This window comes from Psychrobacter sp. APC 3279 (assembly GCF_030407795.1).
Taxonomy (GTDB): domain Bacteria; phylum Pseudomonadota; class Gammaproteobacteria; order Pseudomonadales; family Moraxellaceae; genus Psychrobacter.
The window spans coordinates 60207-86691 of the sequence record NZ_JASDCR010000001.1; the positions used below are offsets into that span (position 1 = coordinate 60207).

General features: G+C 43.9%; 21 protein-coding genes. 5 read left to right on the forward strand and 16 right to left on the reverse strand.

Features of this window, described 5'->3' with window-relative positions:
• Nucleotides 1-60: 60 nt before the first annotated feature.
• From QL898_RS00090 to QL898_RS00105, 4 genes are all read right to left on the reverse strand, one after another.
• Complete coding sequence (locus QL898_RS00090; RefSeq protein ID WP_290175381.1) at nucleotides 61-1200, reverse strand: CaiB/BaiF CoA-transferase family protein; 1140 nt, start codon at nucleotides 1198-1200, stop codon at nucleotides 61-63.
• Complete coding sequence (locus tag QL898_RS00095) at nucleotides 1193-3382, reverse strand: 3-hydroxyacyl-CoA dehydrogenase NAD-binding domain-containing protein (RefSeq protein ID WP_227679255.1); 2190 nt, start codon at nucleotides 3380-3382, stop codon at nucleotides 1193-1195. Before QL898_RS00095 ends, QL898_RS00090 begins: the two co-directional genes overlap by 8 nt.
• 71 nt (nucleotides 3383-3453) lie before the next feature.
• Nucleotides 3454-4662, reverse strand: a complete 1209-nt coding sequence (locus tag QL898_RS00100; RefSeq protein ID WP_160021282.1) for an acetyl-CoA C-acetyltransferase — start codon at nucleotides 4660-4662, stop codon at nucleotides 3454-3456.
• A 62-nt stretch (nucleotides 4663-4724) separates the two neighbouring features.
• Complete coding sequence (locus tag QL898_RS00105; protein WP_290175387.1) at nucleotides 4725-5876, reverse strand: acyl-CoA dehydrogenase family protein; 1152 nt, start codon at nucleotides 5874-5876, stop codon at nucleotides 4725-4727.
• A gap of 378 nt (nucleotides 5877-6254) precedes the next feature.
• Between QL898_RS00105 and QL898_RS00110 the strand changes: the two genes are divergently transcribed.
• Nucleotides 6255-6893: a TetR/AcrR family transcriptional regulator gene (locus tag QL898_RS00110; RefSeq protein ID WP_156410701.1), complete on the forward strand. Its 639-nt coding sequence runs from the start codon at nucleotides 6255-6257 to the stop codon at nucleotides 6891-6893.
• Between the two features lie 185 nt (nucleotides 6894-7078).
• On the opposite strand, the gene QL898_RS00115 is transcribed toward QL898_RS00110, so the two are convergent.
• From QL898_RS00115 to QL898_RS00135, 5 genes are all read right to left on the reverse strand, one after another.
• Nucleotides 7079-7714: a hypothetical protein gene (locus tag QL898_RS00115; protein ID WP_290175390.1), complete on the reverse strand. Its 636-nt coding sequence runs from the start codon at nucleotides 7712-7714 to the stop codon at nucleotides 7079-7081.
• A 396-nt stretch (nucleotides 7715-8110) separates the two neighbouring features.
• The gene (locus QL898_RS00120) at nucleotides 8111-9094 is read right to left on the reverse strand and encodes an MDR family oxidoreductase (RefSeq protein WP_290175391.1); all 984 of its coding nucleotides are present in this window, start codon (nucleotides 9092-9094) and stop codon (nucleotides 8111-8113) included.
• 81 nt (nucleotides 9095-9175) lie between these two features.
• A complete protein-coding gene (locus tag QL898_RS00125; protein WP_290175393.1) occupies nucleotides 9176-9808 on the reverse strand; it encodes a TetR/AcrR family transcriptional regulator in 633 nt (210 codons plus the stop codon).
• A 97-nt stretch (nucleotides 9809-9905) separates the two neighbouring features.
• The gene (locus QL898_RS00130; protein ID WP_290175394.1) at nucleotides 9906-10490 is read right to left on the reverse strand and encodes a YqiA/YcfP family alpha/beta fold hydrolase; all 585 of its coding nucleotides are present in this window, start codon (nucleotides 10488-10490) and stop codon (nucleotides 9906-9908) included.
• Nucleotides 10491-10547: 57 nt separating this feature from the next.
• Entirely contained in the window at nucleotides 10548-11462 is a 915-nt protein-coding gene (locus QL898_RS00135; protein WP_290175395.1) for a hypothetical protein, read from the reverse strand.
• Between the two features lie 738 nt (nucleotides 11463-12200).
• Here QL898_RS00135 and QL898_RS00140 point away from each other — a divergent pair.
• The 3 genes from QL898_RS00140 to QL898_RS00150 all read left to right on the forward strand — a co-directional run bounded on the left by QL898_RS00140 (nucleotide 12201) and on the right by QL898_RS00150 (nucleotide 17292).
• Nucleotides 12201-13400, forward strand: coding sequence for a sugar transporter (locus QL898_RS00140; RefSeq protein WP_290175397.1), 1200 nt, complete (start codon nucleotides 12201-12203; stop codon nucleotides 13398-13400).
• Nucleotides 13401-13678: 278 nt separating this feature from the next.
• On the forward strand, nucleotides 13679-15040 hold the full coding sequence (locus QL898_RS00145; RefSeq protein ID WP_290175399.1) for an MFS transporter: 1362 nt from the start codon (nucleotides 13679-13681) through the stop codon (nucleotides 15038-15040).
• A gap of 398 nt (nucleotides 15041-15438) precedes the next feature.
• Entirely contained in the window at nucleotides 15439-17292 is a 1854-nt protein-coding gene (locus tag QL898_RS00150; protein ID WP_290175401.1) for an autotransporter domain-containing protein, read from the forward strand.
• Nucleotides 17293-17443: 151 nt separating this feature from the next.
• Here QL898_RS00150 and arfB read toward each other — a convergent pair whose 3' ends face one another.
• From arfB to QL898_RS00180, 6 genes are all read right to left on the reverse strand, one after another.
• The gene (arfB, locus tag QL898_RS00155; protein ID WP_102091188.1) at nucleotides 17444-17857 is read right to left on the reverse strand and encodes an alternative ribosome rescue aminoacyl-tRNA hydrolase ArfB; all 414 of its coding nucleotides are present in this window, start codon (nucleotides 17855-17857) and stop codon (nucleotides 17444-17446) included.
• Between the two features lie 357 nt (nucleotides 17858-18214).
• Nucleotides 18215-19057, reverse strand: a complete 843-nt coding sequence (locus QL898_RS00160) for a CoA ester lyase (RefSeq protein WP_290175403.1) — start codon at nucleotides 19055-19057, stop codon at nucleotides 18215-18217.
• Nucleotides 19058-19275: 218 nt separating this feature from the next.
• Nucleotides 19276-20037, reverse strand: a complete 762-nt coding sequence (locus QL898_RS00165; RefSeq protein ID WP_290175404.1) for an SDR family oxidoreductase — start codon at nucleotides 20035-20037, stop codon at nucleotides 19276-19278.
• A 172-nt stretch (nucleotides 20038-20209) separates the two neighbouring features.
• Nucleotides 20210-20992 (reverse strand): SDR family NAD(P)-dependent oxidoreductase, encoded by a 783-nt coding sequence (locus tag QL898_RS00170; protein WP_201604432.1) that lies wholly within the window; start codon nucleotides 20990-20992, stop codon nucleotides 20210-20212.
• A 3-nt stretch (nucleotides 20993-20995) separates the two neighbouring features.
• Nucleotides 20996-22003 carry an NADP-dependent oxidoreductase gene (locus QL898_RS00175; protein ID WP_290175406.1) on the reverse strand — a complete coding sequence of 336 codons (1008 nt, stop codon included), beginning with the start codon at nucleotides 22001-22003 and terminating at the stop codon, nucleotides 20996-20998.
• A gap of 22 nt (nucleotides 22004-22025) precedes the next feature.
• Nucleotides 22026-23831 carry an acyl-CoA dehydrogenase gene (locus tag QL898_RS00180; RefSeq protein ID WP_290175407.1) on the reverse strand — a complete coding sequence of 602 codons (1806 nt, stop codon included), beginning with the start codon at nucleotides 23829-23831 and terminating at the stop codon, nucleotides 22026-22028.
• A 181-nt stretch (nucleotides 23832-24012) separates the two neighbouring features.
• Here QL898_RS00180 and QL898_RS00185 point away from each other — a divergent pair, with 181 nt between their 5' ends.
• Entirely contained in the window at nucleotides 24013-25035 is a 1023-nt protein-coding gene (locus tag QL898_RS00185; RefSeq protein WP_290175408.1) for a helix-turn-helix domain-containing protein, read from the forward strand.
• A 19-nt stretch (nucleotides 25036-25054) separates the two neighbouring features.
• On the opposite strand, the gene QL898_RS00190 is transcribed toward QL898_RS00185, so the two are convergent.
• Nucleotides 25055-26332, reverse strand: coding sequence for an LD-carboxypeptidase (locus QL898_RS00190; protein ID WP_290175409.1), 1278 nt, complete (start codon nucleotides 26330-26332; stop codon nucleotides 25055-25057).
• Between the last annotated feature and the right edge of the window lie 153 nt (nucleotides 26333-26485).

The following is a 26485-nucleotide window of genomic DNA, read 5'->3' on the forward strand; positions in this document are numbered from 1 at the left end:
TCTTGATATCGCTTTCAAGGGTTAATCCAATTTTCACTTTTCTCTAAGACTACTTACATACTAATTCACTTGCTGCCATCCTGATATTGCATGATGTTCATCTTGATGTTCAAATAAAGGGTGAGTTTTGGCTTCATGTAAACTCAACACAGGGGTCACACAGACATCCGTTGCTGAAAATACACGTTGCCAATGCTCAAGCGTTTGACTGGCGAATTTTTCCGCGATTGTGTTGGACGCAGCTTCACTCTCAGGCATATTGGGCATGATACCAAGCTGCCAGTGTATTTCTTTGAGCGCTGGTAACTCCAATACCTGACATAGACCTTGCCAAAATTTTAGCTCCAAGGAACCAACCGCCATATAGCGCTGGTCAGCGGTTTGGTATAGTCGGTAACATGGTAAGGCACCACCCAAAAAGTCATGCTGCGGCAGTAGAGTGTCGTTTAAGCCATCTCCTGAAAGGCTATTAATCAGTTTGCCTGTGACCTTTGGCATGACCATATGATTGTACAAACTGTGCGTCATGCTAATAGCAATGTGTCGTCCTCTGCCAGTACGCTGGGCGGCAAATACGGCAGCCAACAGTGCTATCACTGCTGTGTCACTACCACCTGCCAAATCCGCAAACTGGATATTGGGCATGGCCTGCTCACCCTGCGCTGTTTTTAACTGATCCAGCACACCGCTCATGGCCATAAAGTTGATATCATGACCTGCCTTATTGGACCAGTCATGATTCACTTGAGAGCTATTTTTTGAGTCAGCATCTTCTAAATAGATACCTTCTTTCGCGTAATTGCCTGCTAAGCCATAACCAGTAATAGATACCATTACTAGCTTTGGGTTGATGGTATGCAAGGTCTTAGCATCTAGTCCCATTTCTGCCAAAATACCTGGGCGAAAGCTATCTAGCATCACATCAGCTTCTTTAAGATGTGCTTTTATAGCTCCAATCGCTTTAGCGTCATGAAAGTCATATTTTTCGGTAGTCTTACCGTGGTTCAGAGCTGCGAAGAGCTCACCAAATACCCGAGCAGGATCGCCTTGTTTGGGCTCGATTTTAAGAACGTCCGCGCCTAAGTCCGCAAGCAGGCGCGTGGCAAAAGGCCCAGGTAGATTACGAGTCAGATCGATCACTCGTAACCCTTGTAGACAGTCCTTCATTTGATCAGGATTTGATACATATCTATCAGTCATCAGAGAACGCCTCGCCTTTGACTGCCATGTCTAGCAAGATTTGAGCTGGCTCAAAACGTTCACCATATTTCGCAGCCAGCTCACGACTCCGCTCAACAAACGCACTAACACCCATTGCATTGATAAACTGTAGCGTACCACCATGCTGCGGTGCGAACCCCCAACCAAAGATAGACCCTATATTGGTATCAGCTACTGAGCGCACAACATTTTCCTCATAGCATTTAGCAGATTCATTGGCTTGAATAAACATCAGGCGATCAACCAAATCTTGCTGCGACGGTTGCTCTGATTTTGGCGGATATAAATTTATCAGATCAGGCCATAGATGCTTATCACCCTCTATTGGATAGTCATAGAACCCTTTGCCATTTTTCTTACCTTCGCGCCCATGCTCATTGACCAGTGTTTTTAGTATGTCATAAGAAGGACGCACTACGATTGGCTTACCTTCGGCTACCATATCCGCTTGCTGCTGTTCGCTGACATGCAATGCGAGGCTTAATGACACTTCATCTTGTAATGCTAGCGGCGGCATTGGCATACCTGTTTTCAGTCCGGCAACTTCAATGCTACGCGGATGCACACCCTCTCCTAGCATCGCAATGCCCTCTGACACATAGGTACCAAATACCCGCGAGGTATAGAAGCCATGACTGTCATTGACGACGATAGGCGTTTTACCTATTTGCACAACATAATCGAAAGCTTGGGCCAACGTTGCATCGTCGGTTTTCTCGCCCATGATAATCTCAACCAGCGGCATCTTGTCTACTGGCGAGAAAAAGTGCAGACCGATAAATTGGTTTGGACGAGTGCTGGCTTTTGCCAGTCCTGTGATCGGTAGCGTTGAGGTGTTAGAAGCATAGACGGCCGTGTTTGAAATCACTGCCTCACTTTGCTGGGTACACTTGGCTTTGATTTCTCGGTTTTCAAACACTGCTTCGATAATAAGATCACAATCTGCCAAATCATCGTAAGAAACGGTTGGCATAATGCGTTCTAAGAGAGCTTGTTTTTTCTCTTCGGTAGCACGCTTTCTGCTAATGGCTTTATCCAAAATATCAGCAGAGTACGCTTGACCTTTTTCAGCATTGGCAATCTCTGTGTCCAATAAAACGACGTCTATCCCTGCTTTGGCAGTGACATAAGCAATGCCTGCACCCATCATACCAGCACCCAAAATACCGACTTTTTTGGTGGTTGTGCGTTCAAACCCTTGAGGACGAGACTGACCTTTTTTGATGCTATTCAGCTGCGTCCATAAGGTGTTGATCATGTTTCTAGATTCAGTGGACAGTACGCAAGCGGCAAAATAACGCGACTCGATCTCAAGCCCTGTATCGATATCCACGAGGCATCCTTCAAACACACAAGACATGATATGAGTAATCGCTGGGTAGTTGCCATGTGACTTTTGATTGGCCATGGCTGGGGCAATAGAGAATATAGGAACCACCTTTGGATGCTTACTATCGCCGCCAGGAATTTTAAAGCCTTTCTTATCCCATGGCTGCTGCGCACTTGGATTATTTTGAATCCAGTCTTTTGCTTGCTTCAGCATATCTGCTTGATCAGTAGCTATTGCATCAATAAGTCCAATGTCTTTTGCCGCTGCTAGTCTTAATTTTTTGCCTTGCGTCATGAGCTCCAATGCCGTCTGAATACCGACCAACCTCGGTAAGCGCTGAGTACCACCGCCGCCAGGTAGCAAACCCAATTTCACCTCAGGCAAACCTAGCTTGGTCTTAGGCGTGTCAATGGCAATACGATAATGACAGGCAAGTGCCAACTCTAAACCACCGCCTAATGCGGTTCCTGTCATAGCAGCGACGACAGGTTTGCCTGAGGTCTCAAGCTTACGCAAACTACCTTTTAATTCTTCAGTCAGTGCAAATGCTTGCTCGGCTGTCTTTATCTGGTTCAATTGATCAATATCTGCACCAACCACAAAGGTGTCTTTGGTCGATGTGAGAATCAAGCCTGTGGCTGTGCCATCCTTGATAAAACTATCAACTATCGTGGCGAACGACTCTGTAAAACCGCCACCGATGACATTCATTTTGCGTTTGCTTTGGTCAATCGTGACAGTGACGATACCATCCTCATCACGCTGAGCTGAGAAGTTTTCTAGTGCATTAATGGCTGTCACGCTATCTGCTGTCTGGTTATTTGTCATCATTTTTATCCCTTAAATGATTCTTTATCTATTATTTCTTAATCTAATTGTGCTTTAGTCTATTTTAGAAAAAGTTAAACGCGCTCGATAATGGTGGCAATACCCATGCCACCGCCCACACATAGCGTAATCATAGCGGTCTGTAGATCGCGGCGTTCTAACTCATCAAGGACGGTCGTCATTAGCATCGCTCCTGTTGCTCCAAGCGGATGACCCATGGAGATTGCACCACCATTTACATTGACGATATCAAGCGAGATGTCAAAATCATCAGCGGTATTCATCGGGACAGCAGCGAATGCCTCGTTGATTTCCCAAAGGTCTATATCAGAAGCTTGCATGCCCGCTTTATCGAGGGCTTTTTGGCAAGCTGGCGTTGGGCCTGTGAGCATAATGGCAGGCTCTGAGCCAATGACTGAGGCCATCGTGATTTTGGCACGTGGTTTTAACCCTGCTTTTTGACCAGCCGCCGCACTACCGACCAAACATATGGCAGCCCCATCAACGATGCCCGAAGAGTTGCCTGCATGATGCACATGATTGACGGTTTCAATCGTAGTGTATCTGTCCAAAATAACGCTATCAAAGCCCATTTTGCCCGGCATAATAAAAGAAGGTTTTAGACCCGCTAAGGTTTCGACATTGGTATTAGGACGGATGGTTTCATCTTTATCCAACAGCATCATGCCATTGATATCGGTGACAGGGACGACAGATTTGTCGTAGTAGCCATTCTCCCAAGCCTTTGCAGCGCGGCGATGCGACTCGGTGGCAAAGGCATCGACATCACTACGACTAAAGCCTTTGAGCGTTGCGATGGTATCCGCACCTACTCCTTGCGGTACGAAATGCGTCGCTTCATTGACTCGCGGATCCATGTACCAAGCACCGCCATCTGAGCCCATCGGTACGCGGCTCATAGACTCAACGCCGCCTGCCACCACCATGTCTTCCATACCTGACATGATTTTGGCAGCAGCTAAATTAATGGACTCTAGACCAGAGGCACAGAAGCGAGACAGAGTAAGACCTGCCACACTTTGTGCCCAGCCAGCATCAATAACAGCAATGCGGGCAATATCAGAGCCTTGCTCACCCACTGGCGTCACACAGCCAAGTACGACATCATCGACCAAACTGGTATCCAAGTTGTGGCGCTGTTGCATCTCTTTTAGTAAAGTTCGCGTCAGCCAAATCGGTGATGCCTGATACAACGAACCATCCTTTTTCCCTTTACCCCGTGGCGTACGGATAGCGTCATAAATGTAAGCAGTCTCAGTCATAAAAAATCCTTTTTTTATTTTTTAAATAAACAACAATTATCGTAGTCTTATAATATAAGCGTCTACATAAAGCGTGAAGCCAGCTCTTTCATAATTTCATTGGTGCCGCCATAGATTTTTTGCACGCGCGCATCAGCATATAAACGTGCGATAGGATACTCTGTCATATAACCATAGCCACCAAACAGCTGCACGCATTCGTCGATAACTTCACACTGTTTTTCGGTGACCCAATATTTGATCAATGAGGCATGCGGTACAGACAGTTTGCCATCTAACATCGCATCTACTGCCGCATCACACATGGTGCTAGCAGCAAGATAATCGGCATAGCATTCCGCCATCTTAAAGCGGGTATTTTGAAACTTCCAAATAGGTTTGCCAAAGGCTTCGCGCCCTTTTACGTAATCTAAGGTTAAATTGATTGCCAGCTTCATCGAGCCAACCCCTGATAGCGCAATGATTAAACGCTCACGTGGCAACTCCTGCATCATTTGGATAAAGCCCATACCTTCTACCGTACCCAACAGGTTGGTTTGTGGCACACGTACATTGCTAAAGAACAACTCTGAGGTATCCTGCGACGTCAAACCAATCTTGTCGAGATTGCGTCCACGCTCAAACCCTTCTACTTTGTCCGTTTCTACGATGATAAGTGAGACGCCTTGTGCGCCTTTTTCACGGTCTGTTTTGCATGCTAATAGGATAAGATTGGCATGCTGACCATTAGTGATAAAAGTCTTAGAACCATTGATAATGTAGTCATCACCATCTTTTACCGCATAGGTTTTGATGTTTTGTAAGTCAGAGCCAGTACCAGGCTCGGTCATGGCGATAGCGCCGATATATTCACCCGTTGCCATTTTGGGTAGCCACGCTTGTTTTTGCTCTTCAGTACCGTGGTCTAAAATATAAGGCGCGACAATGCCTGAGTGCACCATACCGCCAAATCCCGATTGATTGGCCTCAGTCTGTGCGTAGATAAGTGCCGCTTCATGGCCAAAATCCCCGCCACCGCCGCCATACTCAGCTGGTATCGCCGCACACAGAAACCCCATCTCGCCTGCCTCTTCCCAAGCAGCGCGATCAATCATGCCATTTTTGCGCCACTGCTCATCTTTAGGATCCCAAGATTGAAACATTTTTAAGGCGCTGTCGTACACCATCTGATGCTCTTCGGTCATCCAGTTTGGGGTAAGTTTTTCGATACTCATGATGTCTATCCTTGACAAGGTGGAGTGAATAACAACTATATAGTCAAGTCTATATAAATCCGCTACATCGTCATCCTCGCTAAGCATACTAATATATAACTTACACTCGGTTTCCTTGTATCGAAATTATATTGAACTGACTATATCTAAGCCATTTTGTAAATTATGGTAATTTATATTACCGTTATAGATATACTATAAATGCTTTGTATTTATTAATATATGAGTCTTATACTAGGCTACGAAAAACCACTTCGCAATCAATTAAATAAAAATGGTAATTTATATTACTTATTGATTTAATCACTTTAAATTATTGAGAAAATCATTTAACTGATAGGACGTATCAAATAGTCAATACTTTAAGAAGCGATAAATATGAAAACCTTTAATCAATCAGATAGCCTCACGCAAACTCGATCTCTAGCGCCCCTATCCGATATGCGGCCCGCAACTTTGGATAAAATTGAACAAGCTGTTCGTAAAGTCTTTGCAGGATTTGACGCCAATGAGGTGACGATGGCGCAGATTGCAAAGTCTGCAAACGTTTCTTTGCAAACGCTTTACAAGTATTTCGGAGACAAGCAAACGCTGTTTTATACCATTATGGATATTGTGCTCGGCAGATTAGCCGCTCGAATTATGGATCATCTGCAAGGGATTGATAGCGTACAAGATCGTCTACGTAAGACACTGTGGGTCTGCTTTGATTTTGTAGACTCGCATCCAGATGCGGTGATGGTTCTGTCTTCTGTCTCGGCCTCACGTATACGTAATATCGCAATCTATGAAAACAAAGAGTTAATTGGGGCGTTTTTAGCGGTATTAGAAGATGGACAAAATCGTGGGGTGCTCAATGACACTGTTCCTTTGCACATACTCTTTGATGTGTTTATGGGGTTTATCAGTCGACTTGGTTTAATGCATACCATTCGCCAAACAGAAACACCGTTAAATGCAGAGTTTGATGCGCTATTTGTGATTTTATGGCGCGCCATCTCTAAGCCTGAAGCCTGACGCTTAAAATGAATTTTATAAAACTGATATTTAGCAGTGTTTGTCTCTTACAAGAAAACATAACGTAAAAAACCAAAAAGCCCCACAATAAAGTGAGGCTTTTTTATACTGAGTCTTCTAATTTATACTAAGGCTTCTTAGTCGATGAGCTTAGATTATTACACTCTTCATATACTCACAGCATTTTAGATACTGCTAGATTTTGGCAATCCATACTCTGCATGGTCGACCACATGGTTGTCTTGTTCAATAGTCAGTCGATAGGCTTTGATTATACCGTCGTATGGCAAACTGCCCTCATACTGCTGATAATGCTCGCAGATGCTGTCTTGAATCACTGATTTACGTGCAGCATCGTCTAATTTGGCAAAACCGCTAGGCAGATGTACTTGCGCAAAACGTAAAGCCGCGCCACGAGACATCCAATTGTCAGCACTCGTAAATGTAAAATCTACTTCCGCTCGTAAGCTATATCTAGGTAGCGTGTTAGAGTGATTCGCCAAGTCATATTTAATCTGCGCAATATCTTCTGCGAATGGCTGATACGGTATCTCAAGCACGGCAAACAGTTTTGCCAAAAACTCATCAGCGGTAAAGTGTTTGTCCATATAGCTACCATCAAGCCCAAGGAATTTGCTCGACAGTACATGGCGCAGGCGGTCATAGGCAGGTATGGTATGTTTAAGAGGATAGCCCATTTGCTTGACGATATCTTGCGGGCGCAGCTCAAGCGACTCTATTTGATTGATAATATATTGCGCTAAAGAATGGCGTGGGTGATAACGACGGGTATATTTAGATGGGTTAGCAATGTGGCTCATGATATTGAACACCTTAGACTCCTGTAACTCCGACGAAAAAGTATGATATACGCCCAAATAGGCAAAAAATCAGGCACAAATGAGGTTGTCGGAGTACAGGCTCATGCGCTTTACCAGAGTTGTTTTATATCGTGCTGGAAGTTGCAAGGTTTGTTACGCTGCCATTAGACTATTGTCATGGTCGGCAATAACAAAACTGTTAAACCCACGATAGATCGTTCAACGATGATAGCACATCAGATGACAAAAAATAAATACCGATATTTGTGACCGTTTGTGAATAATTTTTTTTCACGTTGAGCACTCAATCTTAGACGTTTCGATGCGCCACTTATTCATGTGTTAACACGAGGTTCAACATCGAAATATTAGGGTTGAAGTATTAACGCTTAACGCCTAACGATTGACGTCAACGACTATTCGACCACGAACCTTACCATCCAACAACTCGCTGGCTGTCGGAATGACTTCGCTTAGTCCAATCTCTCTAGTGATTGCATCCAATTGTGTCATATCCAAGCTTGTGCTCAAACGCTGCCATGCTTCTACACGCTCATCATAAGGTCGTGTCACACTGTTGATACCAAGCAAACTGACACCGCGCAAAATAAAGGGCGCGACAGTAGCAGGGAAATCCATGCCTTGAGCCAATCCACAGGTAGCGACTAGACCATCCTCACACGTACTGGCACAAACGTTGGCCAACGTATGACTACCAACAGAATCAATTGCGGCAGCCCATTTCTCTTTACCAAGAGGACGTCCAGGACTACTCAATTCAGCACGGTCTATGATCGTCGTTGCACCAAGGCTCTTTAAGTATTCTGCTTCCTCTAAGCGTCCCGTAGAAGCCGTGACAGAGTAGCCTTGGTTTGCCAAAAGTGCGATGGCAAAGCTACCAACGCCGCCATTAGCACCCGTCACCAATATTTCGCCACGCTCTGGTGTGAGTCCATTACGCTCTAATGCGATTAGACAAAGCATTGCGGTATATCCCGCTGTACCTATCGCCATCGCCTGACGTTCAGTCATCGATTCAGGGAGCGGGATAAGCCAGTCACCGTTTAATCGCGCTTTTTGTGATAGACCGCCCCAATACTTCTCACCCACACTCCAACCATTTAACAACACCTTGTCGCCAGCTTTGTAGCGAGGATGGCTGCTTGTTTCGATGGTACCCGCTAAATCGATTCCTGGAACCATGGGAAATGTGCGTACCACAGGGCTACGACCCGTAATGGCCAATCCATCTTTATAGTTGAGCGTGCTAAATGCCACACGAACCGTGACATCTCCTTCTGGTAATTGCGTGTCCTGTATTTCAGTCAGATTAGACTGATAAACATCATCATTTTTTTCAATTAATATTGCATTAAACATAGTAGATCCTATTTAGACCAATCGTCTATAAATGAGTAAAAAATAATTTAGACCAGTCGTCTAAAAATATGGATAAAAAAATTACTTCTGTATTCCTGCTACAAAACCTCGGAAAAAAGTATCTAATGGACTGACATCTTGCGTCAACTTAGCACGCAGAACCGCACCTTCCCAACCAATCCAAAAGAAAGTAGCCAGCTCATCACAATCACTATGAGAATGTATTTGTCCTTGTTGTACTGCAAGCCGTAAGCAAGCCGCTAAACGCTCTTGCCAATCAAGCAATATACTTTCTAGCTCACAGCGAAAACTGTCAGGCAACACGACTATCTCTTGACCCAAGTTTCCTACTAAGCAGCCGCGTCGAAATTCATGCTTAATCATTCCCGACTTAGCATCTTCAACAAAGTCACTAATACGCTGCATAGGAGATACTTGATCATTCAAAAGACAATAATCTAGCTTGCGAGCAAAATACAACGCATATTGCTGCAACACTTCCTGTCCAAATGCTTCTTTGTTCTTGAAGTAATTGTAGAAGGAACCTTTAGGCACATTGATGCGTTTGAGTATGGCATCGATACCAGTGGTCGCAAAACCTTGCTCTGTCAACATTTCCATCCCAGATCTCAGAAGAGCTTCACGGGTATCCGTAAACTCGCGTTCAACATTGGGTGGACGCCCTCGACGGGCTTTTGGCTTAGTAATCGTCATGCATAGATATTATGACCGATCGTCTTTAATGTCAATTAATTATTTTAAGCAGTTTATTTATCCATCAGTCGCGACAGTTTTTTGACTGCCCTTGCTATCAGTCTTCACCATGATATGTCGTCTCATCCATCCAAACGATGGGATCTTCGCACAGATGAGTTATGTGATACCAAATATCACTACTACGAGCGATACGATGATGACCGCCTTCAAAGTAATCGACTTCCCAGCTGTCTGGCAGATTTACTAATGTTCGTCTGGCGACTGCTACGTCCAAACTTTCATCGCCAACTTCTACCATAACTCGTACCATCTCGGTATTGGTCGTGGGAAAAGACAGCTTCATATCAGCCACGTCAGGGATACGGTCCGCCAATACCTCACTTGGATAGATACAAGGTGCAATCAATAGTGCGCGCAAGTTGTATTTATGAGCAAAATGATTGGCAAACCAACCACCAAGCGAATGCCCTGCCAACACCACTCGTGGATACTGTGTCATTTTTTCGCGGATTAAGGCGTCGTAGATCTCAAATATTTCTGCAAAACTCTCGCGGTAATTGACCGTTTGACAGTATTTTGGCTCACGCGTGATACAAGTATATTTACTAGTCTCATTGCTTGAATCAAGACCATGAAAAAACAGTAAAAACGTATCATTGTTTTCGATAGGGAACATCATAAGGTTCTCCTTTTTTAATTATTATTTAGGTTGATTCTTGATAATTTGGCTTATAAATTAAACCGATTTTTGACTAGCAACCTGCGCTTGGTACAAGCTTAAAAGCTCCTCACAAGCCTGCATTGAGATATTTCTTGCAAAGCCTTCGTTAAACCAAAAGTCATAAACCGCTTGGACAATAGCTTTCACCGCTTCTGCATTTTCTGGCTTTTGTTCTGTTAGTTTCATCGCAATGTCTTGCGCTTGTATATCCGACTCGCTATAGGGCGCGCTCCAGCCCACGCCATAACAATAGAGCACATCATTGATCGCCAATATGAATATAGCATTCGACACCCCAAATGACCCGACAAGCCTGTCAAGCATTGCACAGCGCTCTTCATAAATACTGACCTCTATCGGCATATCAGCTCGCTCAAATAGGCAGTCACAACTCACCATGTGCGAGGGTTTACTAAAATCATCCCACAACAATGGATAAGTTCCTCGAATCCCGCCCTTTTCCACTACATTAAATTGCCAGATCGCATAATTCGTATCTGGCCCCTTATAAGGCACATGTATAAACCACTGCATCATCACATCACTGTCGTACATGATATGAGTGCTACCAATCCGCACGCCCTGCTTAGGCAGTACATCCTGATATACGCTATTTATATCATCACTATAGAGCGTCACTTTACGTAAGTTTTCATCACTGCTATCGCCCAACTTTGCTCGTGCTTCAGTTATGTTTCGATAGGGTTTAAATGGCGCTACCCATATGAGCATCTCATTAGTATTGTTCACGAAATAAATATCATCTTCATAACTGTCTATAGAAACCGTTTCGAGGTAAAACAATGGCTGTTTTCGTATTCGGCCTTTCTCATCATTTGCCAGTGCCGTTATACCAGATAACTTTGAGCCATCCGACCATTGCATATTGTCTAACCGTTTTTGTTCAAACTGATACGTTAATGTGGTCATCGTTATATCCTTATTATTTTGATTTTGGTTGTTTAGCTGCAGTTTTTCGTTGTTGTTATATTCTGAATGCTGATTTCAAGCCAGCCGAGCCTATTCGCCATTGTTTAAATGACGTCATTATCTATAAAGTTAAGTAAATTAATCGACTTGGTAAGGTAGTAGCTTTTAATTCTGATAGGCTTTTTAGCCACAGTTTTTTGCTGTCACATCGCTGATATTTTTGCAATGTTAACGAGCTTTTTTCTGCTAAGTTTTTTGTTTATTAATAAATATGGTTTTTTAGGTTTGTACAGGCACAGAAGTTTAGGATTAAACGTAAATAACACTACTAGAAAGACTTCGCTAAGATAGCGTTTAAAAACTCAGTTAAAAAGTGAAGCGTTGCGCTCCGAGGGTTAACTGGTTTTTATCTCATGTCATTTTGCCTGACCTAATAACTATAATATAGGCTCACATAAAAATAAAGCCGATTAAAACCTTCTACGACAACTGGTGTCGCTTTTCTTTCAATGAGTTGTAGTTTAGTCGTTAGCAAGTATCCCAACGCATTAAATATGATTAACGATAGTTTCATATTACTCAAGTATCCTCAATAAACGTCCAATTAACAATCCTTATCAAAAAACACCTTTCACGATTGACGTGGGCTTGCTATTTTGCCCCGCAAACCTTGTATTCTAATTAAACCTACCCCACTTTGACCTATCACACGTAGTATTCGCATCTGTATTGGACTTTATGACACATAACCTTGAGGCCAGCTCAAACGCTCGCCGAACTCAGTATTTTCAAGTATTTTTGATGGGCGTTAGTGCCTTTATTATGAACACCACAGAATTTGTCCCTGTGGCGCTGTTGAGCGACATTGCCCAAGACTTCTCTATTACGACGGCAGAGACTGGCTGGATGTTGACACTCTATGCTTGGATTGTCGCTGCGATGTCATTGCCACTAATGCTATTGACCAGTCGATTTGAGCGCAAGCGCTTGCTCTTGGGTCTTTTTGCCGTATTCATTGCCAGTCACGTACTGTCCGTATTTGCATGGAGCTTTGACGTGCTGCTCATTAGTCGCGTGGGGATTGCGTTATCTCATGCGATATTTTGGTCGATCACAGCTGCAATCGCGATACGCGTCGCGCCTGAAGGCAAAAAAGCCATGGCGCTTAGTGTACTGGCGACTGGTACGTCGTTAGCAATGGTATTGGGTGTGCCGCTGGGGCGTTTGGTTGGGCAATGGTTTGGCTGGCGAGCGACCTTTGGCGGTATTGGCGTCATTGCCTTAATTGTATTTATTCTACAAGCGAGGCTCTTACCCACGCTACCTAGTATGTTTGAAGGGTCTTTTAGAAAGATTCCAGAACTACTTAAAAACCCCCTATTAGTCTGTTTGTACCTGCTTATCTTATTGGTCTTTACAGCGCACTACACAGCTTATTCTTATATAGAACCATTCATGCGCCAAGTTGGCAACATCAGTGAAAATGCTGCGACTTTTGTACTGTTACTATTCGGTGCAGCAGGAATTGTAGGCAGTATTATTTTCAGTCGTTGGGGAGATCGGTTCAATACCAGATTGATGCTAATATCGACCATACTCATGCTCGTGTCTATGCTTGCACTATTGCTAGCAGTGACCTCTGTATGGGCGCTCAGCTTTATTGCTTTGCTTTGGGGCGCGGCGCTTATGCTACTGATTATCTCAATGCAGGCCAAAGTCATCATGGTCGATGTCAATGCACAAGACATGCTGATGTCGATGTTCTCAGGTATTATTAATTTGGGAATTGGTACGGGTGCACTATTCGGCGGTTATGCCGTGACGCATATTTCACTATCTAGCGTAGGATACACCGGTGCGGCTATCGCAGTTGTGGCGTTACTATTAATGCTGTTTATGATCAAGCGTTTTCCTGAATTGAGTAAACGACTTGGCTAAATAATAAGTCGATATTAAAGGATACCCAAAAAACAGTAGTCAGTAAGTAACCGTCAGAAAATAATAAGCAGAATGCCAGCCATATAAATAGGCTGGCATTTTCTTTATGTATGAATACAACAATGTAGCCCATAAAACATTTCAAAGATTTCTTACACACTGATTGAACGAACGTTCAGGTGCAGTTATACTAATTTTATTGGACATAAGTATACTTAAACTATAAGTATATTTAATAAAGGACTGATAGGGATTAAGCACAAAAGGATGAGTGTGAAATGGATACTATTCAAAACAAGGAAGTCATTACCTACGATCTAAATTTAGTGACGATATATACTGCGAGTTTTCAACTTGTTGGAGAGCCTGATGGAATGACTCAACGAGACAGTCGAGATCAAGGAAATCAAGATAACCCTGCGCCCCCTAAGCTAGGCAGATTACACTATGCTTGGATCGTTGCTGCGACAGGCTCTGTAGCAATGTTCTGCGGACTTGGGTTAGGACGATTCGCATTTGGCATGTTACTACCGTCAATGTCATCCTCTTTAGGATTAAATTATACTCAAAGCGGAATCTTGGGATTCACCAACCTGATAGGATATCTGGTTGCAGTGCTTCTAAGCCCGTTTATCCTACCTCGGTTGGGTACTCGAACGACTGCGACGGCAAGTCTCCTCCTCATTGCTGTCTCTATGCTCGGTATGGCTTTTACCACCAGTTTTCCAATACTCTGCGCACTCTATGTGCTGACTGGTATCGGTAGCGGCAGCGTGGTCTTACCAATGATGAGCGTCATGTCTCATTGGTTTTTTCCTTCGCACCGCGGGCTTGCTTTAGGATTAGTCATGGCGGGACCCGGCTTTGGTATCATTTTATCAGGCTTCGTCGTACCCAAACTCTTACCCTTCTCTACTCTATTGTCTTGGCAGACAGGTTGGCTAATTTTTGCCGTGATTAATATTGCGGTAGCTTGGCTTACTTTTACTTTGATTCGCAATCATCCAGACGATGTCAGACAAAGCCCTTTTGGGCGCGCACCTACCTTACCTGTTAAAAATAAGAAAAAGCTAGAACGTAGCAATATTAAGCTGCTCGTACATTTAGGTGTCATCTTTGCTATTTATGGTGCTACTTATATGGTTTACGTTACCTTCATCGTGACCAGTATGGTTGGCTCATATCAGCTGAGTGAAGCGACTGCTGGTGGTGTTTGGGCATGGATTGGGCTGCTTAGCATGTTCTCAGGCATGTTGTTTGGCTGGATTTCTGACCATATTGGTAGACGCCTTGGTCTAGCGCTGGCTTATTTCTTCCTTGCCATCGCTTATCTGCTAGTCGGACTTACTAATTGGAGTTTAGGGCTGTATTTGTCCATTATCTTGTTTGGCATAGTGGTGTGGAGTGTGCCTGTCATTATGGCAGCTTCTGCAGGTGATTATTTCGGGCCTGCGGCGGCGGCAAGTGCACTCGCGGCGCTGACGTTTGCTTTTTCAAGTGGGCAAGCTCTTGGGCCAGTAACCGCAGGTTATCTTGCAGAAGTCACTGGTGACTTTAGTATCAGTTATATGATATCTGGTATCGCCGCTTTTGTAGCGCTTGGACTTGCCTTATTATTGCGTCCACAAAAACAAGCTTAATTTCAGTTTCTATAGTATTGATACTGCTAGCTATACTTTGCTATTACCGCCAGTGACATCTTTATACGCATTTAGTCTGACTATCTTATTGTGGAGTGCTGCTTTGATACTATTTATGATTGGGCAGTTGCTTAGGTTAAACAAGCAATATCGATAGATAATTCTTATACCTTTCAATAAAAATCAGGTGCTTACAGCATAATTACATAGAAGGAAATAAAATATTATGTGAGCGAGACAGTATGATTTTTCAGTACTTGCTCCCCCTTTTTTATGCTCTAAAAACTTACTTAGATAAGGCAATATTCTTGCAACTTGCAATCAAAACGATTGCTAGCTTTCTAAAAAGTGGTTACACTCGGTTGACAAACTATTACATTGATGACAAGGAAGTCACTATGCCTCGTAATACTTCACGTTCTAAAATTAGCCATACCCCTTTCAAAACTTTTACCAAAAGCATGCTGGCTGTCAGCCTATCTATCGCTGGTATTTCTCACGCAAATGCTTATGACAGTGTCACCTTTTTTGGTGATAGCCTGACCGATGGTGGCTATTTTAGTCAAGTTGTACCAGGTCCTGCTCAGTTTACCACCAACCCTGACAACACTTGGGCAACCTCATTCACTGAGCAGCTAGGTACCACGGCTGTTCCCGTTGTATTCGGTAGTCCTCAAACTGGTAATAACTACGCTATCGGCGGTGCAAGAGCAGGCGAAGAAGCGCTTTTCCCTGGCGGTATTCCTATTGCTTCTGCCAATAGCCAAGTCGATAGCTATCTCGCTAATAACACAGTAGATCCTAACGGATTATATGTCGTGTGGGCAGGTGCAAATGACTTGCTTGCGGCGGCTGAAGATCCTGCTAATGCCCAAGCAACCATACTTGGAGCAGTCGCTAGCCAAACCGAAACGATTAATGCATTAAAAGACAATGGTGCCAAATATATCTTGGTACCTAATATTCCCGATGTCGGTCTAACCCCTAGAGTTATCGATCAAGGGCCTGTAGCACAGGCGCAAAGTACTGGTGCTACTAGCCTATATAATCAATTTATGCTTAGTGCCGCAGCAAATACTGGCGCTAATATCATACCGCTAGATATGTTTAGCTTAACTCAGGAGATCATTGCATCGCCTGCTCAGTATGGTTTCACTAATGTCACCGATGAAGCTTGCGGCGACAACAATAGCTCTCTAACTTGTGGACCTGATACTCTTGTAGAAGCAAATGCCAACGAAACCTACTTCTTCGCTGATGGCATACATCCAACAGGTGCTACTCATCAACTGATTGCTGACTATGCAAATGCTGTAGTCACAGCGCCTAGCTTAATCGGTGTGCTGCCACATATTGCAACGACAACTGGACTTGCAACCAATGAGCGCTTACAGTCACACGTCAACCAAATTCAAAGCAGTGAGCAAAAACCTGCCCGTACACTATGGGCCGTTGGTGAAGTCGCTAATCAAGAAATTGCAGGGTTTGATGGTGATAATAATACCCAAGTATTACTTGGCGTAGATTTTGCTCATCCTAACTCAGCCAATGCAGTGACAGGCTTATACGGTAACATTACCCAAAAAGACTTTGAAAACTCAGACGTTGGCACAGGTTTGAGTGATATTGATCTAGGAGAGGTCGGTTTTGGTGTCTATCACAGCAACAAGTTTGGTGGTTTACAGATCAATGGTGCTGCAGGATTTGGCAACATGGATGTCGATGTCACACGTGCTGTGACACTAGGCAGTAATCAACAGCAGTTTAAGTCAAATGCTGATGGCAAGCGCTTTTATGCCAACTTGCAGGCAGGCTACCCAATGCAAGTGAGCAATATTGCTGTCACACCTTATATCGGTGCAACAGCGAGCCGCGTAAAAATTGACGGACTCAAAGAAAAAGAGATGTCTGGCATTGCTATGCAGTTCGATGAGCAGAAATACTCTACGACATATGGCAAGCTTGGTCTCAAAGCCAATCATAGCTTGATGGAGAACCTCAACCTATTTGGTGACATTCATTACCAAAAACAGCTGAGTGACAATCGCGAAGCGGTAACCGCACGTTTGAATACGCTACCAAATATCAGCTTTGAGACGCCTATGGTCGAAACTGATGATGATAACGTTGCTATGACACTTGGCCTATCTAGAAGCTTTGGTCTATTGAATGCCAACGCTGGTGTCACACATTCACAAGGTAATGACGATGACTCAACCAGCGTATTTGTTGGACTTAATGGTGCATTCTAAATAAGTCGTTAATCTAGAATAATGGTATAGGTGGTAATTAATCGCCTATACCATTCTAAATTCAAACGTTGCCATAACCTACTATAGCTTTTGTTCTATAAGTTTTCTGCCGTATAACTTCTCAACGACCAAACCTACTATCACAAACTCTCTAAAAATCTACTTTACCGCGCAAAGCCTTTGTCTTACCACGCTGGGTCTTTTTATCCACCCGTTTACGTTTGGCATTTCTGCTTGGCTTGGTAGGCCTTCTGGTTTTATTAACGTAAGTGGCTTTGGTGATAAAGCTTTGCAAACGTTCAAGCGCATCTATTTTATTGCGCTCTTGCGTTCGAAACTGCTGCGCCTTGATAATTAGCACGCCTTCCTTGGTTATTCGGCTATCTTTGCTATTTAGCAGTCGCTGCTTGTACTCATCGCTCAGACTTGAGTTGTTAATATCAAAACGTAGGTGAATGGCAGAAGATACTTTGTTGACATTCTGCCCCCCTGCGCCTTGCGCTCGTATGGCGCTGATCTCTACCTCATTATCATTGAGGCTGATATTATTGTTAATGAAAATCATAGTTTGCTTTTATCGAATGTGAATGGATATGGTTTATGATAAAGTATTATATAGTCAATACTTTATAAATTAGGTACGGTGTCAGTCTCGCTTAGTATACTGCTTGTAATACTTTCACTCGGCTTTCTAGGGCGTGTCCTCATTTTAAGAATGGTGATAAAAATGAGATAAATCGCAGTCAAACAAGGAAAATAGCGCAGATAATATCGAGATATTAGTCAGCTATTTGACGCCATTTGGCAAGATTTAGCCATTTTTAACCCATTTAGATAACTATCGATTGAATTGAGGACACGCCCTAGTAACCAAATTATATTGAACCGACTACTTATATTGAACCAACTATGGATTGGTCTGTTACTTTACCAACAATTGACGACTACGCTCAATCACTGGTGCATCGACCATCTCGCCATCTATTTTAAATACTGCCTGCCCGCTCCGCTCATACTCCTCGACTACACGCTGTGCAAATAACAAAGTCTCATCTGTTGGTTGCAATGCTTGTTGCACGACTGCCACTTGTTTAGGATGAATACACAGCATTCCTGACATCCCCATTTGTGACCATAGCTGTACTCGGTCATTCAGCCCAACTTCATTATTGAAATCAGGATAAATGGTATCGATGGGTGGCGATAATTGGTGCACTTTTGACGTCAGGATTAGTTGATAGCGGATTTGATTGGCGATGATATCAGCGGCAGGCGTTCCTACTTGTACTTGCAAATCATTGCACAGATCTAAAAATCCATAACTAAACGCGGCCAACCCGACCGCTTTTGCCATACTATCGATTTGATACAATCCCATCGCACTCTCAATCAAGGCAATCACAGGTAAATTGGTAAGCTGATGTACGTTATTAATATCTTCTGCTTGCTCAGTTTTGGCCAATAATACTCCCGATAAATTTGGCATCTGGTGGCAAAGCGCGATATCTTTTATAAATGCATCGCTGCCTGCTTTATTGATACGTAGCCAAATCGGCTGATAGTCTGCGCTGTCATGATATTGTTGTAATGCTTTTCGGGCATCTGCTTTATCTTCTGACGCAACAGCATCTTCTAAATCGACAATAACCGCATCTACGCCACTAGCAAAGGCTTTCGCTACTCTGTCGATGCGAGTCGCTGGCACGAATAGCCATGTTTTATTTTGAGAGATTATATTTATTTTATTATTAGTCACTGAATCCATGCTTGATTCCTATATTATTCAAGTAGCTGTTAGTACCTTTATTATGCCATTACACAGCCTATTTTTACTTTAAATTAACAATCTATCGATGCAATGACACTAAGATTATTTAGACACTCGATCAGAAATAAAATCAAAAAAAACTGCATGGAAATAAATCTCATGCAGTTCTTAATAGTAAATTGTTTTTTAACTTGTATCCTAAGTCTTCTAACTGGCTAAGCCAACATACCACCATCGGCGACGATGGTCGCGCCTGTGGTATAACTTGATGCATCAGATACTAAGTACAATACCGTACCAGCCATCTCGTCAGGATTAGCAACGCGTCCTAGTGGAATCGAGTGTAATGCCATTTTTAAGACTTTATCATTGGTCGTTAAGGCTGAGGCAAACTTAGTATCGGTCAGACCAGGCAACAAGGCATTGACGCGAATGTTTAAGGGACCGCACTCTTTGGCAAAGGCTTTGGTCATACTAATCACAGCCGCTTTGGTGATCGAGTAGATACCTTGCTTGTCGCCAGCTACCAAGCCATTGACCGATGCGGTATTCAAGATAACACCGCCACCTTGCTCTTTCATCATTTTGCCAGCAGCAGTCGACATAAAGAAGTAACCACGAATATTTACTTCAACCGTTTTATCAAAGGCGGCTAAGTCCGTATCCAAGATATGGCCATAGTAAGGGTTTGCAGCGGCGTTATTGACTAAGATATCAATTTGACCAAACTCGCTTTTGATATGCTCAAAAATCGCATCAATCTGTGCCATCTCGCCCACGTGACAAGCAAAAGCACTGGCTTTGTGACCGTCAGCGATGATGCTATCAGCGACTGCTTGGCAAGCATCAATCTTACGGCTAGAGACGATCACGTGCGCGCCTCTTGATGCCAACAAACGAGCAATAGATTCGCCAATACCGCGGCTAGCGCCAGTGACTAAAGCAATCTTGCCGGTTAAATCGAATAAATCTTTCATCGTTATCCCTTATATTTTGAATTAGCTATTCAGTTTTCAATTTTTTATCGTAACCACTTAATAAATTATAGTCGAAAAACTGCAAATCCATTACAAGGCAGCTGAGCGTAGATAGTACGCATAGTACATCGAGCGAGGCTAACACCGTAATGATTTAGCAGTTATTTGACTATTAAGCCAACATGCCACCATCAAGGGTAAACGCATGACCATTCATAAAGGTACTCTCATCGCTGGCTAGCCATGCAATCGCACTAGAGATTTCATTCACATCTCCTAGACGGCGCATTGGACTGGCTTTGATAGTTGCTTGCTGCGTACGCTCATCCATCGTTGCCATGGTATTGCGTACCATCGGCGTATCGATGAAGCTTGGGCAGACCGCGTTGAAACGAATATTGGCGCGCGCATACTCATGGGCAGCAGACTTGGTCAGACCCATAACTCCGTGTTTAGCCGCACTGTAGGCTGAGATCATCGGTGCTGAACGCAGACCAGCAATAGACGCTACGTTAATCACATGACCACCACCATTAGGTAGCATACAGTTGACGGCAGCACGCATACAGTGCCAAACACCTTTTAAATTCACGGCGATATTGCGATCAAAGTCATCATCGCTTAGCTCATGCATTGGCGAGGGCTTATGGTCGATACCAGCATTGTTTACCACCACATCTAGACCACCAAGCGTTTCCACTGCGAAGTCGAACAACGCACGTACTTCGTCACCACTGGTCACGTCTACTTTTTTGAAGACGACACTGTTACCAGCATCTTGAGCTTGCTTGGCAACCGCAGCGCCCATCTCTTCTGCCATATCCCCAATCACAACTTTTGCACCGCGACTGGCCAGCAATAGCGCGCTTGCTGCGCCGATACCTGAGGCACCGCCCGTGATTAAAATTCGTTTACCCGTTACATCTGATGCAATTCCATTTGTATTTAATGTCATGATTTATCCCTCTACCTTAAGTACCAGTTTGCCGAAGTTCTCACCTTTAAAGAGCATCATTAACGTATCAGGGAACGTCTCGATACCTTCAACGATATGGTCTTTTACTTTAATGTTGCCCGATTGAATCCAGCCAGCAATATCTTTCATCGCTGTCGGGTATTCTTTAATATTATCAAAGACGACAATGCCTTCCATACGCGCACGATTGACCAACAGTGACAGATAATTTGATGGCCCTTTGACTTCTGTGGTGTTGTTATATTGGCTAATAGCGCCGCAAATCACGATACGCGCATGAAGATTAATTTGCGTGAGGACGTCATTTAAAATATCGCCGCCGACGTTGTCAAAATAGACATCGACGCCTTTTGGACAAGTTTCTTTTAACGCTTTTTTTATATTCTCATTCTTATAGTCGATTGCCGCATCAAAACCTAGCTCATCGACTAAGAATTTACATTTCTCAGCACCGCCGGCGATACCGACGACGCGGCAGCCTTTGAGTTTAGCAATCTGACCAACTAAACCACCGACCGCGCCGGCAGCGCCAGAGACGACGACGGTTTCACCTGCTTTTGGCTGACCCGTTTTTAATAAGCCAAAGTAGCCTGTCATACCCGGCATACCGAGCACGCCTAAATAATAAGATAAAGGTGCGAGATTTGGATCGACTTTATGTAGTCCAGTGCCATCACTGACCGCATAAGACTGGACGCCGTCGTGACCTGCGACATAGTCACCTACTGCAAATTTCTCATGCTTACTTTCAATCACTTCGCCCACAGTACCGGCGCGCATCACTTCACCAATTTGTACTGGCGCGATGTAAGATTTGGCATCGTTCAACCAACCACGCATCGCCGGATCGATAGAGATGTATTCAACCTTAATCAGTAGCTGACCATCGGTAATCGTCGGTATTTCTGTCTCGGTATAATCCCAAGTTTCAGCGCTCGGCTCGCCTACTGGTCTTGCTTTTAGGCGCCATTGTTTATTTATCTTTGTCATGTCTCTTTCCTTAGAGTTGTCCTTAGAACCAGTCCGCTTGCATATCAGTGCAAACTGAATTGGTGTTGGTTAATAATTCGATGTCGCGTTTAACTAATGGTAGTTCCCAATCGATGAAGTATTTGGCTGCTTGTATCTTGCCTTTGTAAAAGTTTTGCTGCTCGACATCTTGCGTCGTACTTAGCAGCTGCTCGGCTTTACTGGCTTGGCGAATCCAAATCCAGCTCAGTACAATTGAGGCAAAAATATTCATCAGTGCTTGCGCGTTGCCCGTCAATGTCAGCGCTTCTTCTGTCTGCAACACTTTGCCCAAATGCACAAGCACTTCATGCAGCTGACCCATATAAGGCATCAGCTTGCCTGCAAGTTGTGCGCTCTCAGGTGTAGTGATGCTTTCTAAATCTTGTGTAATTTCACGTTTTAGGATTTGAATGCCTAACCCACCTTTTTGCCATAACTTACGGAATGACAAATCTAGCGCCTGCACACCGTTTGTGCCTTCATGGATAGGATTTAGACGATTGTCACGCCAAAACTGCTCAGCCTGATATTCACGTGTATAGCCTGCGCCGCCCAATACTTGAATACCCAAATCATTGGCTTTTGGACCATATTCAGATGGCCATGCTTTTAGCACTGGCGTTAGCAAATCTAATAGTTCAGTTAGCTCATTTTTTAGTGTTTCGTCTTCACAGGTATTGATACGGTCAATTAGGTTTGAGCCATATAAGCATAATGAGATGCCGCCTTCAGAATAAGCTTTTTGTGCCAATAGCATGCGCTTTACGTCACCATGCTGAATAATGGCCGTTGCATCATCTTCAGGCTTATTGTTTGGCGCAATGCGACCTTGTGTACGGTCTTTGGCATAATCTAGCGAATACTGATAGCCGCGATAACCAATCATAGAAGCACCAAAACCAACTGCGATACGTGCTTCATTCATCATCTTGAACATATAACGCAAGCCAAAATGCTCATCACCGATCAAATAACCATAACAATCGCCTTCATCGCCGAAGCTCAATGCCGTAGAAGTCGCACCTCTATAACCAAGCTTATGAATCAGTCCAGTCAGATGTACATCGTTACGCTCGCCAACAGACAAGTCATCGTTCAAGCGATACTTAGGCACGGCAAATAAAGAGATGCCTTTTACGCCACCTGGACCACCTGGCACTTTGGCCAATACCAAATGCACGATATTGTCAGACAGCTCATGATCGCCTGCTGAGATATAAATCTTGCTGCCTTTGACACGGTACGAGCCGTCATCTTGTTTTACCGCGATGGTTTTGATATCAGCAAGCGATGAACCTGCATGTGGTTCAGTCAGTGCCATGGTGCCGGTGAACTCACCTGTCAGCATACGCGGCATAAAGGCTGCTTTGATATCATCGCTAGCAAAATGCGAGATAACGTTGATTGCCGCAGTGGTCAAAAATGGATAGGCAGTCGTTGATGGATTGGCTGCCATAAAGTAGCCTGCCACAGCAGTCATAACCGTCTCAGGTAACTGCATGCCACCATCTTCGAAGCTATAACGACCTGCGATAAAGCCAGACTCACGGAACGCATCAAAAGCGACTTTTACATCGTTTATCATGCTGACTTTTTTACCATCGAACTGCGGCTCGTTCTTATCTGCGATATGGTTGTGTGGTAAAAATAAATCTGTCGCAATCTTATTTGCCGTCTCTAACACAGCATCAAATGTCTCGCGGCTATGTTCTGAGAACTTTGCGTGCTCGGTGAGTGATTCTGTGCCTAGTACATCATACAATTGGAAAGGTAATTCAAAATCGTTTAGGAGGGTATCTGCGGCCATAGTATTCTCGTTAACTGATTAAATGTGGTTATCAATTGATATTAGTCTAATTTGACACCTGTCCGTATTGTCATTTATGACATAATTATGGTTAAATAAGACATAAACAGAGTATCTAACCAGTTAAAATCAACCAAATAATGGCTATTTTGGTCAGTACAGCAAAGGAAAAGAGTGACTTATGCCCTATTTCAAACCATTTAATGTAATCATTCTTGGCTTCGATGGCGTGCTTGGGAGTGTGCTCGCTGGCGCCTTAGATCTTTTTTCATTTACAGGGGTCAGCTGGCAGCGATTTTTAGATGAAGAGGTTGAACCTAGATTTAAGGTACAGATCGCAAGCTTGGGTGGCGGTGATATCAGATGTAGTAATCGCCTAATGGTGCGAGCGCACTGCGATATCCAAGATGTCACGGAGTGCGATTTATTGCTCGTGCCCACCATTGGCGACTCTATTGACAAGGTGCTAAAACAAAACAGTGAGCTACTGCCACACTTAGTACGGCTTGCAAATACCAAGGCCGATATAGCAAGCAACTGTAGCGGTGCATTTTTTTTGGCAAAGGCGGGATTATTAGATCATAAGATAGCCACCACACACTGGGGCTATGCCAATAAGTTTAAGGCAGATTTTCCATTGGTGGATCTACAAGAAAATCAGTTTGTGACCCATTCAAGAAGCGAGTCAACAAACCAATCAGGCAATATATTTTGTGCAGCTGGCGGCAGCGCCTTTTATGATTTGGGGCTATTATTGATAGAGCGGTACTGCGGACGTGAGATTTCTACACAGGTGGCAAAAACCCAAATTATCGATAGCAAAAGAGGTAGTCAAAATAGCTATACCAATGTGACCTTGCACAAGCCACATTCGGATCATTTGATTAAACAAGTACAAGAATATATTGAAGAAAACTTTCAGCATTCTTTACAGGTCAGTAGTTTAGCCGCTATGGTAAATATTACCCCGCGCACTTTAAACAGGCGCTTTCAGTCCTGCGTGGCGATGCGACCGATTGAGTATATTCAGGCTGTCAGAATTGAACAAGCCAAACGCTTACTTGAATTAGGCGATGTATCGATAAAGTCGCTTGCCGATCAAGTAGGTTATGATGATATCTCTTCATTCACGCGTCTATTTAAACGTGCGACTGAACTGACACCTAAAGAGTATCAAGATAAGTTTTCACGGTTGGCTATTTAAAAAGGACAGTGATTAGCGTTTAAGCAGTCTGCCACAAGCTTTCTACTTGGATGGCATCAGCCTTGATGGTTGGATAATCGGTAAATGCCAACTGATAGCCGCCATTTGCATTAGGACTCAGCTGGCAAATCGCTCCTAGCGGAAAGCTGTATTTGTTGCCGATATGACCAAAAGGCATACCACTATATACCGGTAATCCTGTTAGTTCATGCAATTGACGAATGACTGTGCCGACATCATAACGTTTGTCATAACTGTCCTCGCCTGTACCAGACAATGCTCCAAATACAATCGCTTGCTGCCCTTTGAACACACCTGCGAGATATAAATCATATAACATGCGCTCAATACGATACGCCTGCTCACCGACATCTTCTAGAAATACAATACCGCCATCGATACGCGGTAAATACTCACTACCTGCCAGCGCTGACACGACACTTAGGTTACCACCCCAAATCGTACCAGTTAATGGTTTTGGCTCACCCTTTGTCAGTATGACAGGTAGCTGCTGACTGGTTAAGGTAGCATCTTGTATGCTGATAGTCAGAGTAGGATTGGTCAGTGCTTCAACAAACTGCTGACAGCTGATCTTATCAGGCACAGTTTTGCCAAACTCGCTATAGAGCATTGGCGCGGCAAGCGAGCTCGTTGACCCTTTTGCCAATAGCGCACACTGAATAGCCGTCACATCGCTAAAGCCTGCGAGTATCGTGCCGCGCTCCTTCATAATACGTCCTAGTGTCGACCAATCCACCATAGGCAATATGCGCATGGCACCGTAACCACCGCGCACACCCAACAGCAGCTTTGGCACGGCTATTGCCCCAGTGGCAAGGTTTTGAAAATCGCTAGCACGCTGTGAGTCCGTTCCCGCGAAGCGTAAGTACTGACGATTGATAATAGCAGGATTTTCTACTTTAAACCCAGCACAAGCCACCCGATCTAATGCCAACTGATTACGCTCATCACTACCACCGACATTGGAGCTGGCAAAAAGTCGCGTCTCAATCGTAGGCGTGATACAACCTGCCTGCGTCAGTGATTCCTGTGACGTTTGTGATGATGAGCGATTATCCAATAACGAAGTTGGTAGATCATCCTTGGTCAGCTGCGTACTATGACCAGACTCGATAGGACTGGCTGCAAGCGCTTGAGAAATACCTTGGCTCGCTAGTACTGCTGTGCCTGCACTCACCCCGATTCGACGTAGAAACTGCCGACGGTTTAGCCCAGATGTTGTTTCAGTTGCATGACTATTTTCATCATCTGTCCATGACTGGCGCTTAATCCCCATATCTTACTGCTACCTTATCGCTTTTATTTTTATGACTTGTGTTTTTAGACCTTGTGGCAGCATATTGTAGACGCTTTTCTGACACTGATGGTTGCCTAATCTTTACCGATATTTACTTTTTCGCTACTGAGACACACAATATAGATCGATCAG

Excerpts from the sequence above, each read along its gene's own strand:
- QL898_RS00090 (WP_290175381.1), bottom strand. The coding sequence starts at position 1,200 with ATGACTGATAGATATGTATCAAATCCTGATCAAATGAAGGACTGTCTA.
- QL898_RS00095 (WP_227679255.1), bottom strand. The coding sequence starts at position 3,382 with ATGATGACAAATAACCAGACAGCAGATAGCGTGACAGCCATTAATGCA.
- QL898_RS00100 (WP_160021282.1), bottom strand. The coding sequence starts at position 4,662 with ATGACTGAGACTGCTTACATTTATGACGCTATCCGTACGCCACGGGGT.
- QL898_RS00105 (WP_290175387.1), bottom strand. The coding sequence starts at position 5,876 with ATGAGTATCGAAAAACTTACCCCAAACTGGATGACCGAAGAGCATCAG.
- QL898_RS00110 (WP_156410701.1), top strand. The coding sequence starts at position 6,255 with ATGAAAACCTTTAATCAATCAGATAGCCTCACGCAAACTCGATCTCTA.
- QL898_RS00115 (WP_290175390.1), bottom strand. The coding sequence starts at position 7,714 with ATGAGCCACATTGCTAACCCATCTAAATATACCCGTCGTTATCACCCA.
- QL898_RS00120 (WP_290175391.1), bottom strand. The coding sequence starts at position 9,094 with ATGTTTAATGCAATATTAATTGAAAAAAATGATGATGTTTATCAGTCT.
- QL898_RS00125 (WP_290175393.1), bottom strand. The coding sequence starts at position 9,808 with ATGACGATTACTAAGCCAAAAGCCCGTCGAGGGCGTCCACCCAATGTT.
- QL898_RS00130 (WP_290175394.1), bottom strand. The coding sequence starts at position 10,490 with ATGATGTTCCCTATCGAAAACAATGATACGTTTTTACTGTTTTTTCAT.
- QL898_RS00135 (WP_290175395.1), bottom strand. The coding sequence starts at position 11,462 with ATGACCACATTAACGTATCAGTTTGAACAAAAACGGTTAGACAATATG.
- QL898_RS00140 (WP_290175397.1), top strand. The coding sequence starts at position 12,201 with ATGACACATAACCTTGAGGCCAGCTCAAACGCTCGCCGAACTCAGTAT.
- QL898_RS00145 (WP_290175399.1), top strand. The coding sequence starts at position 13,679 with ATGGATACTATTCAAAACAAGGAAGTCATTACCTACGATCTAAATTTA.
- QL898_RS00150 (WP_290175401.1), top strand. The coding sequence starts at position 15,439 with ATGCCTCGTAATACTTCACGTTCTAAAATTAGCCATACCCCTTTCAAA.
- arfB (WP_102091188.1), bottom strand. The coding sequence starts at position 17,857 with ATGATTTTCATTAACAATAATATCAGCCTCAATGATAATGAGGTAGAG.
- QL898_RS00160 (WP_290175403.1), bottom strand. The coding sequence starts at position 19,057 with ATGGATTCAGTGACTAATAATAAAATAAATATAATCTCTCAAAATAAA.
- QL898_RS00165 (WP_290175404.1), bottom strand. The coding sequence starts at position 20,037 with ATGAAAGATTTATTCGATTTAACCGGCAAGATTGCTTTAGTCACTGGC.
- QL898_RS00170 (WP_201604432.1), bottom strand. The coding sequence starts at position 20,992 with ATGACATTAAATACAAATGGAATTGCATCAGATGTAACGGGTAAACGA.
- QL898_RS00175 (WP_290175406.1), bottom strand. The coding sequence starts at position 22,003 with ATGACAAAGATAAATAAACAATGGCGCCTAAAAGCAAGACCAGTAGGC.
- QL898_RS00180 (WP_290175407.1), bottom strand. The coding sequence starts at position 23,831 with ATGGCCGCAGATACCCTCCTAAACGATTTTGAATTACCTTTCCAATTG.
- QL898_RS00185 (WP_290175408.1), top strand. The coding sequence starts at position 24,013 with ATGCCCTATTTCAAACCATTTAATGTAATCATTCTTGGCTTCGATGGC.
- QL898_RS00190 (WP_290175409.1), bottom strand. The coding sequence starts at position 26,332 with ATGGGGATTAAGCGCCAGTCATGGACAGATGATGAAAATAGTCATGCA.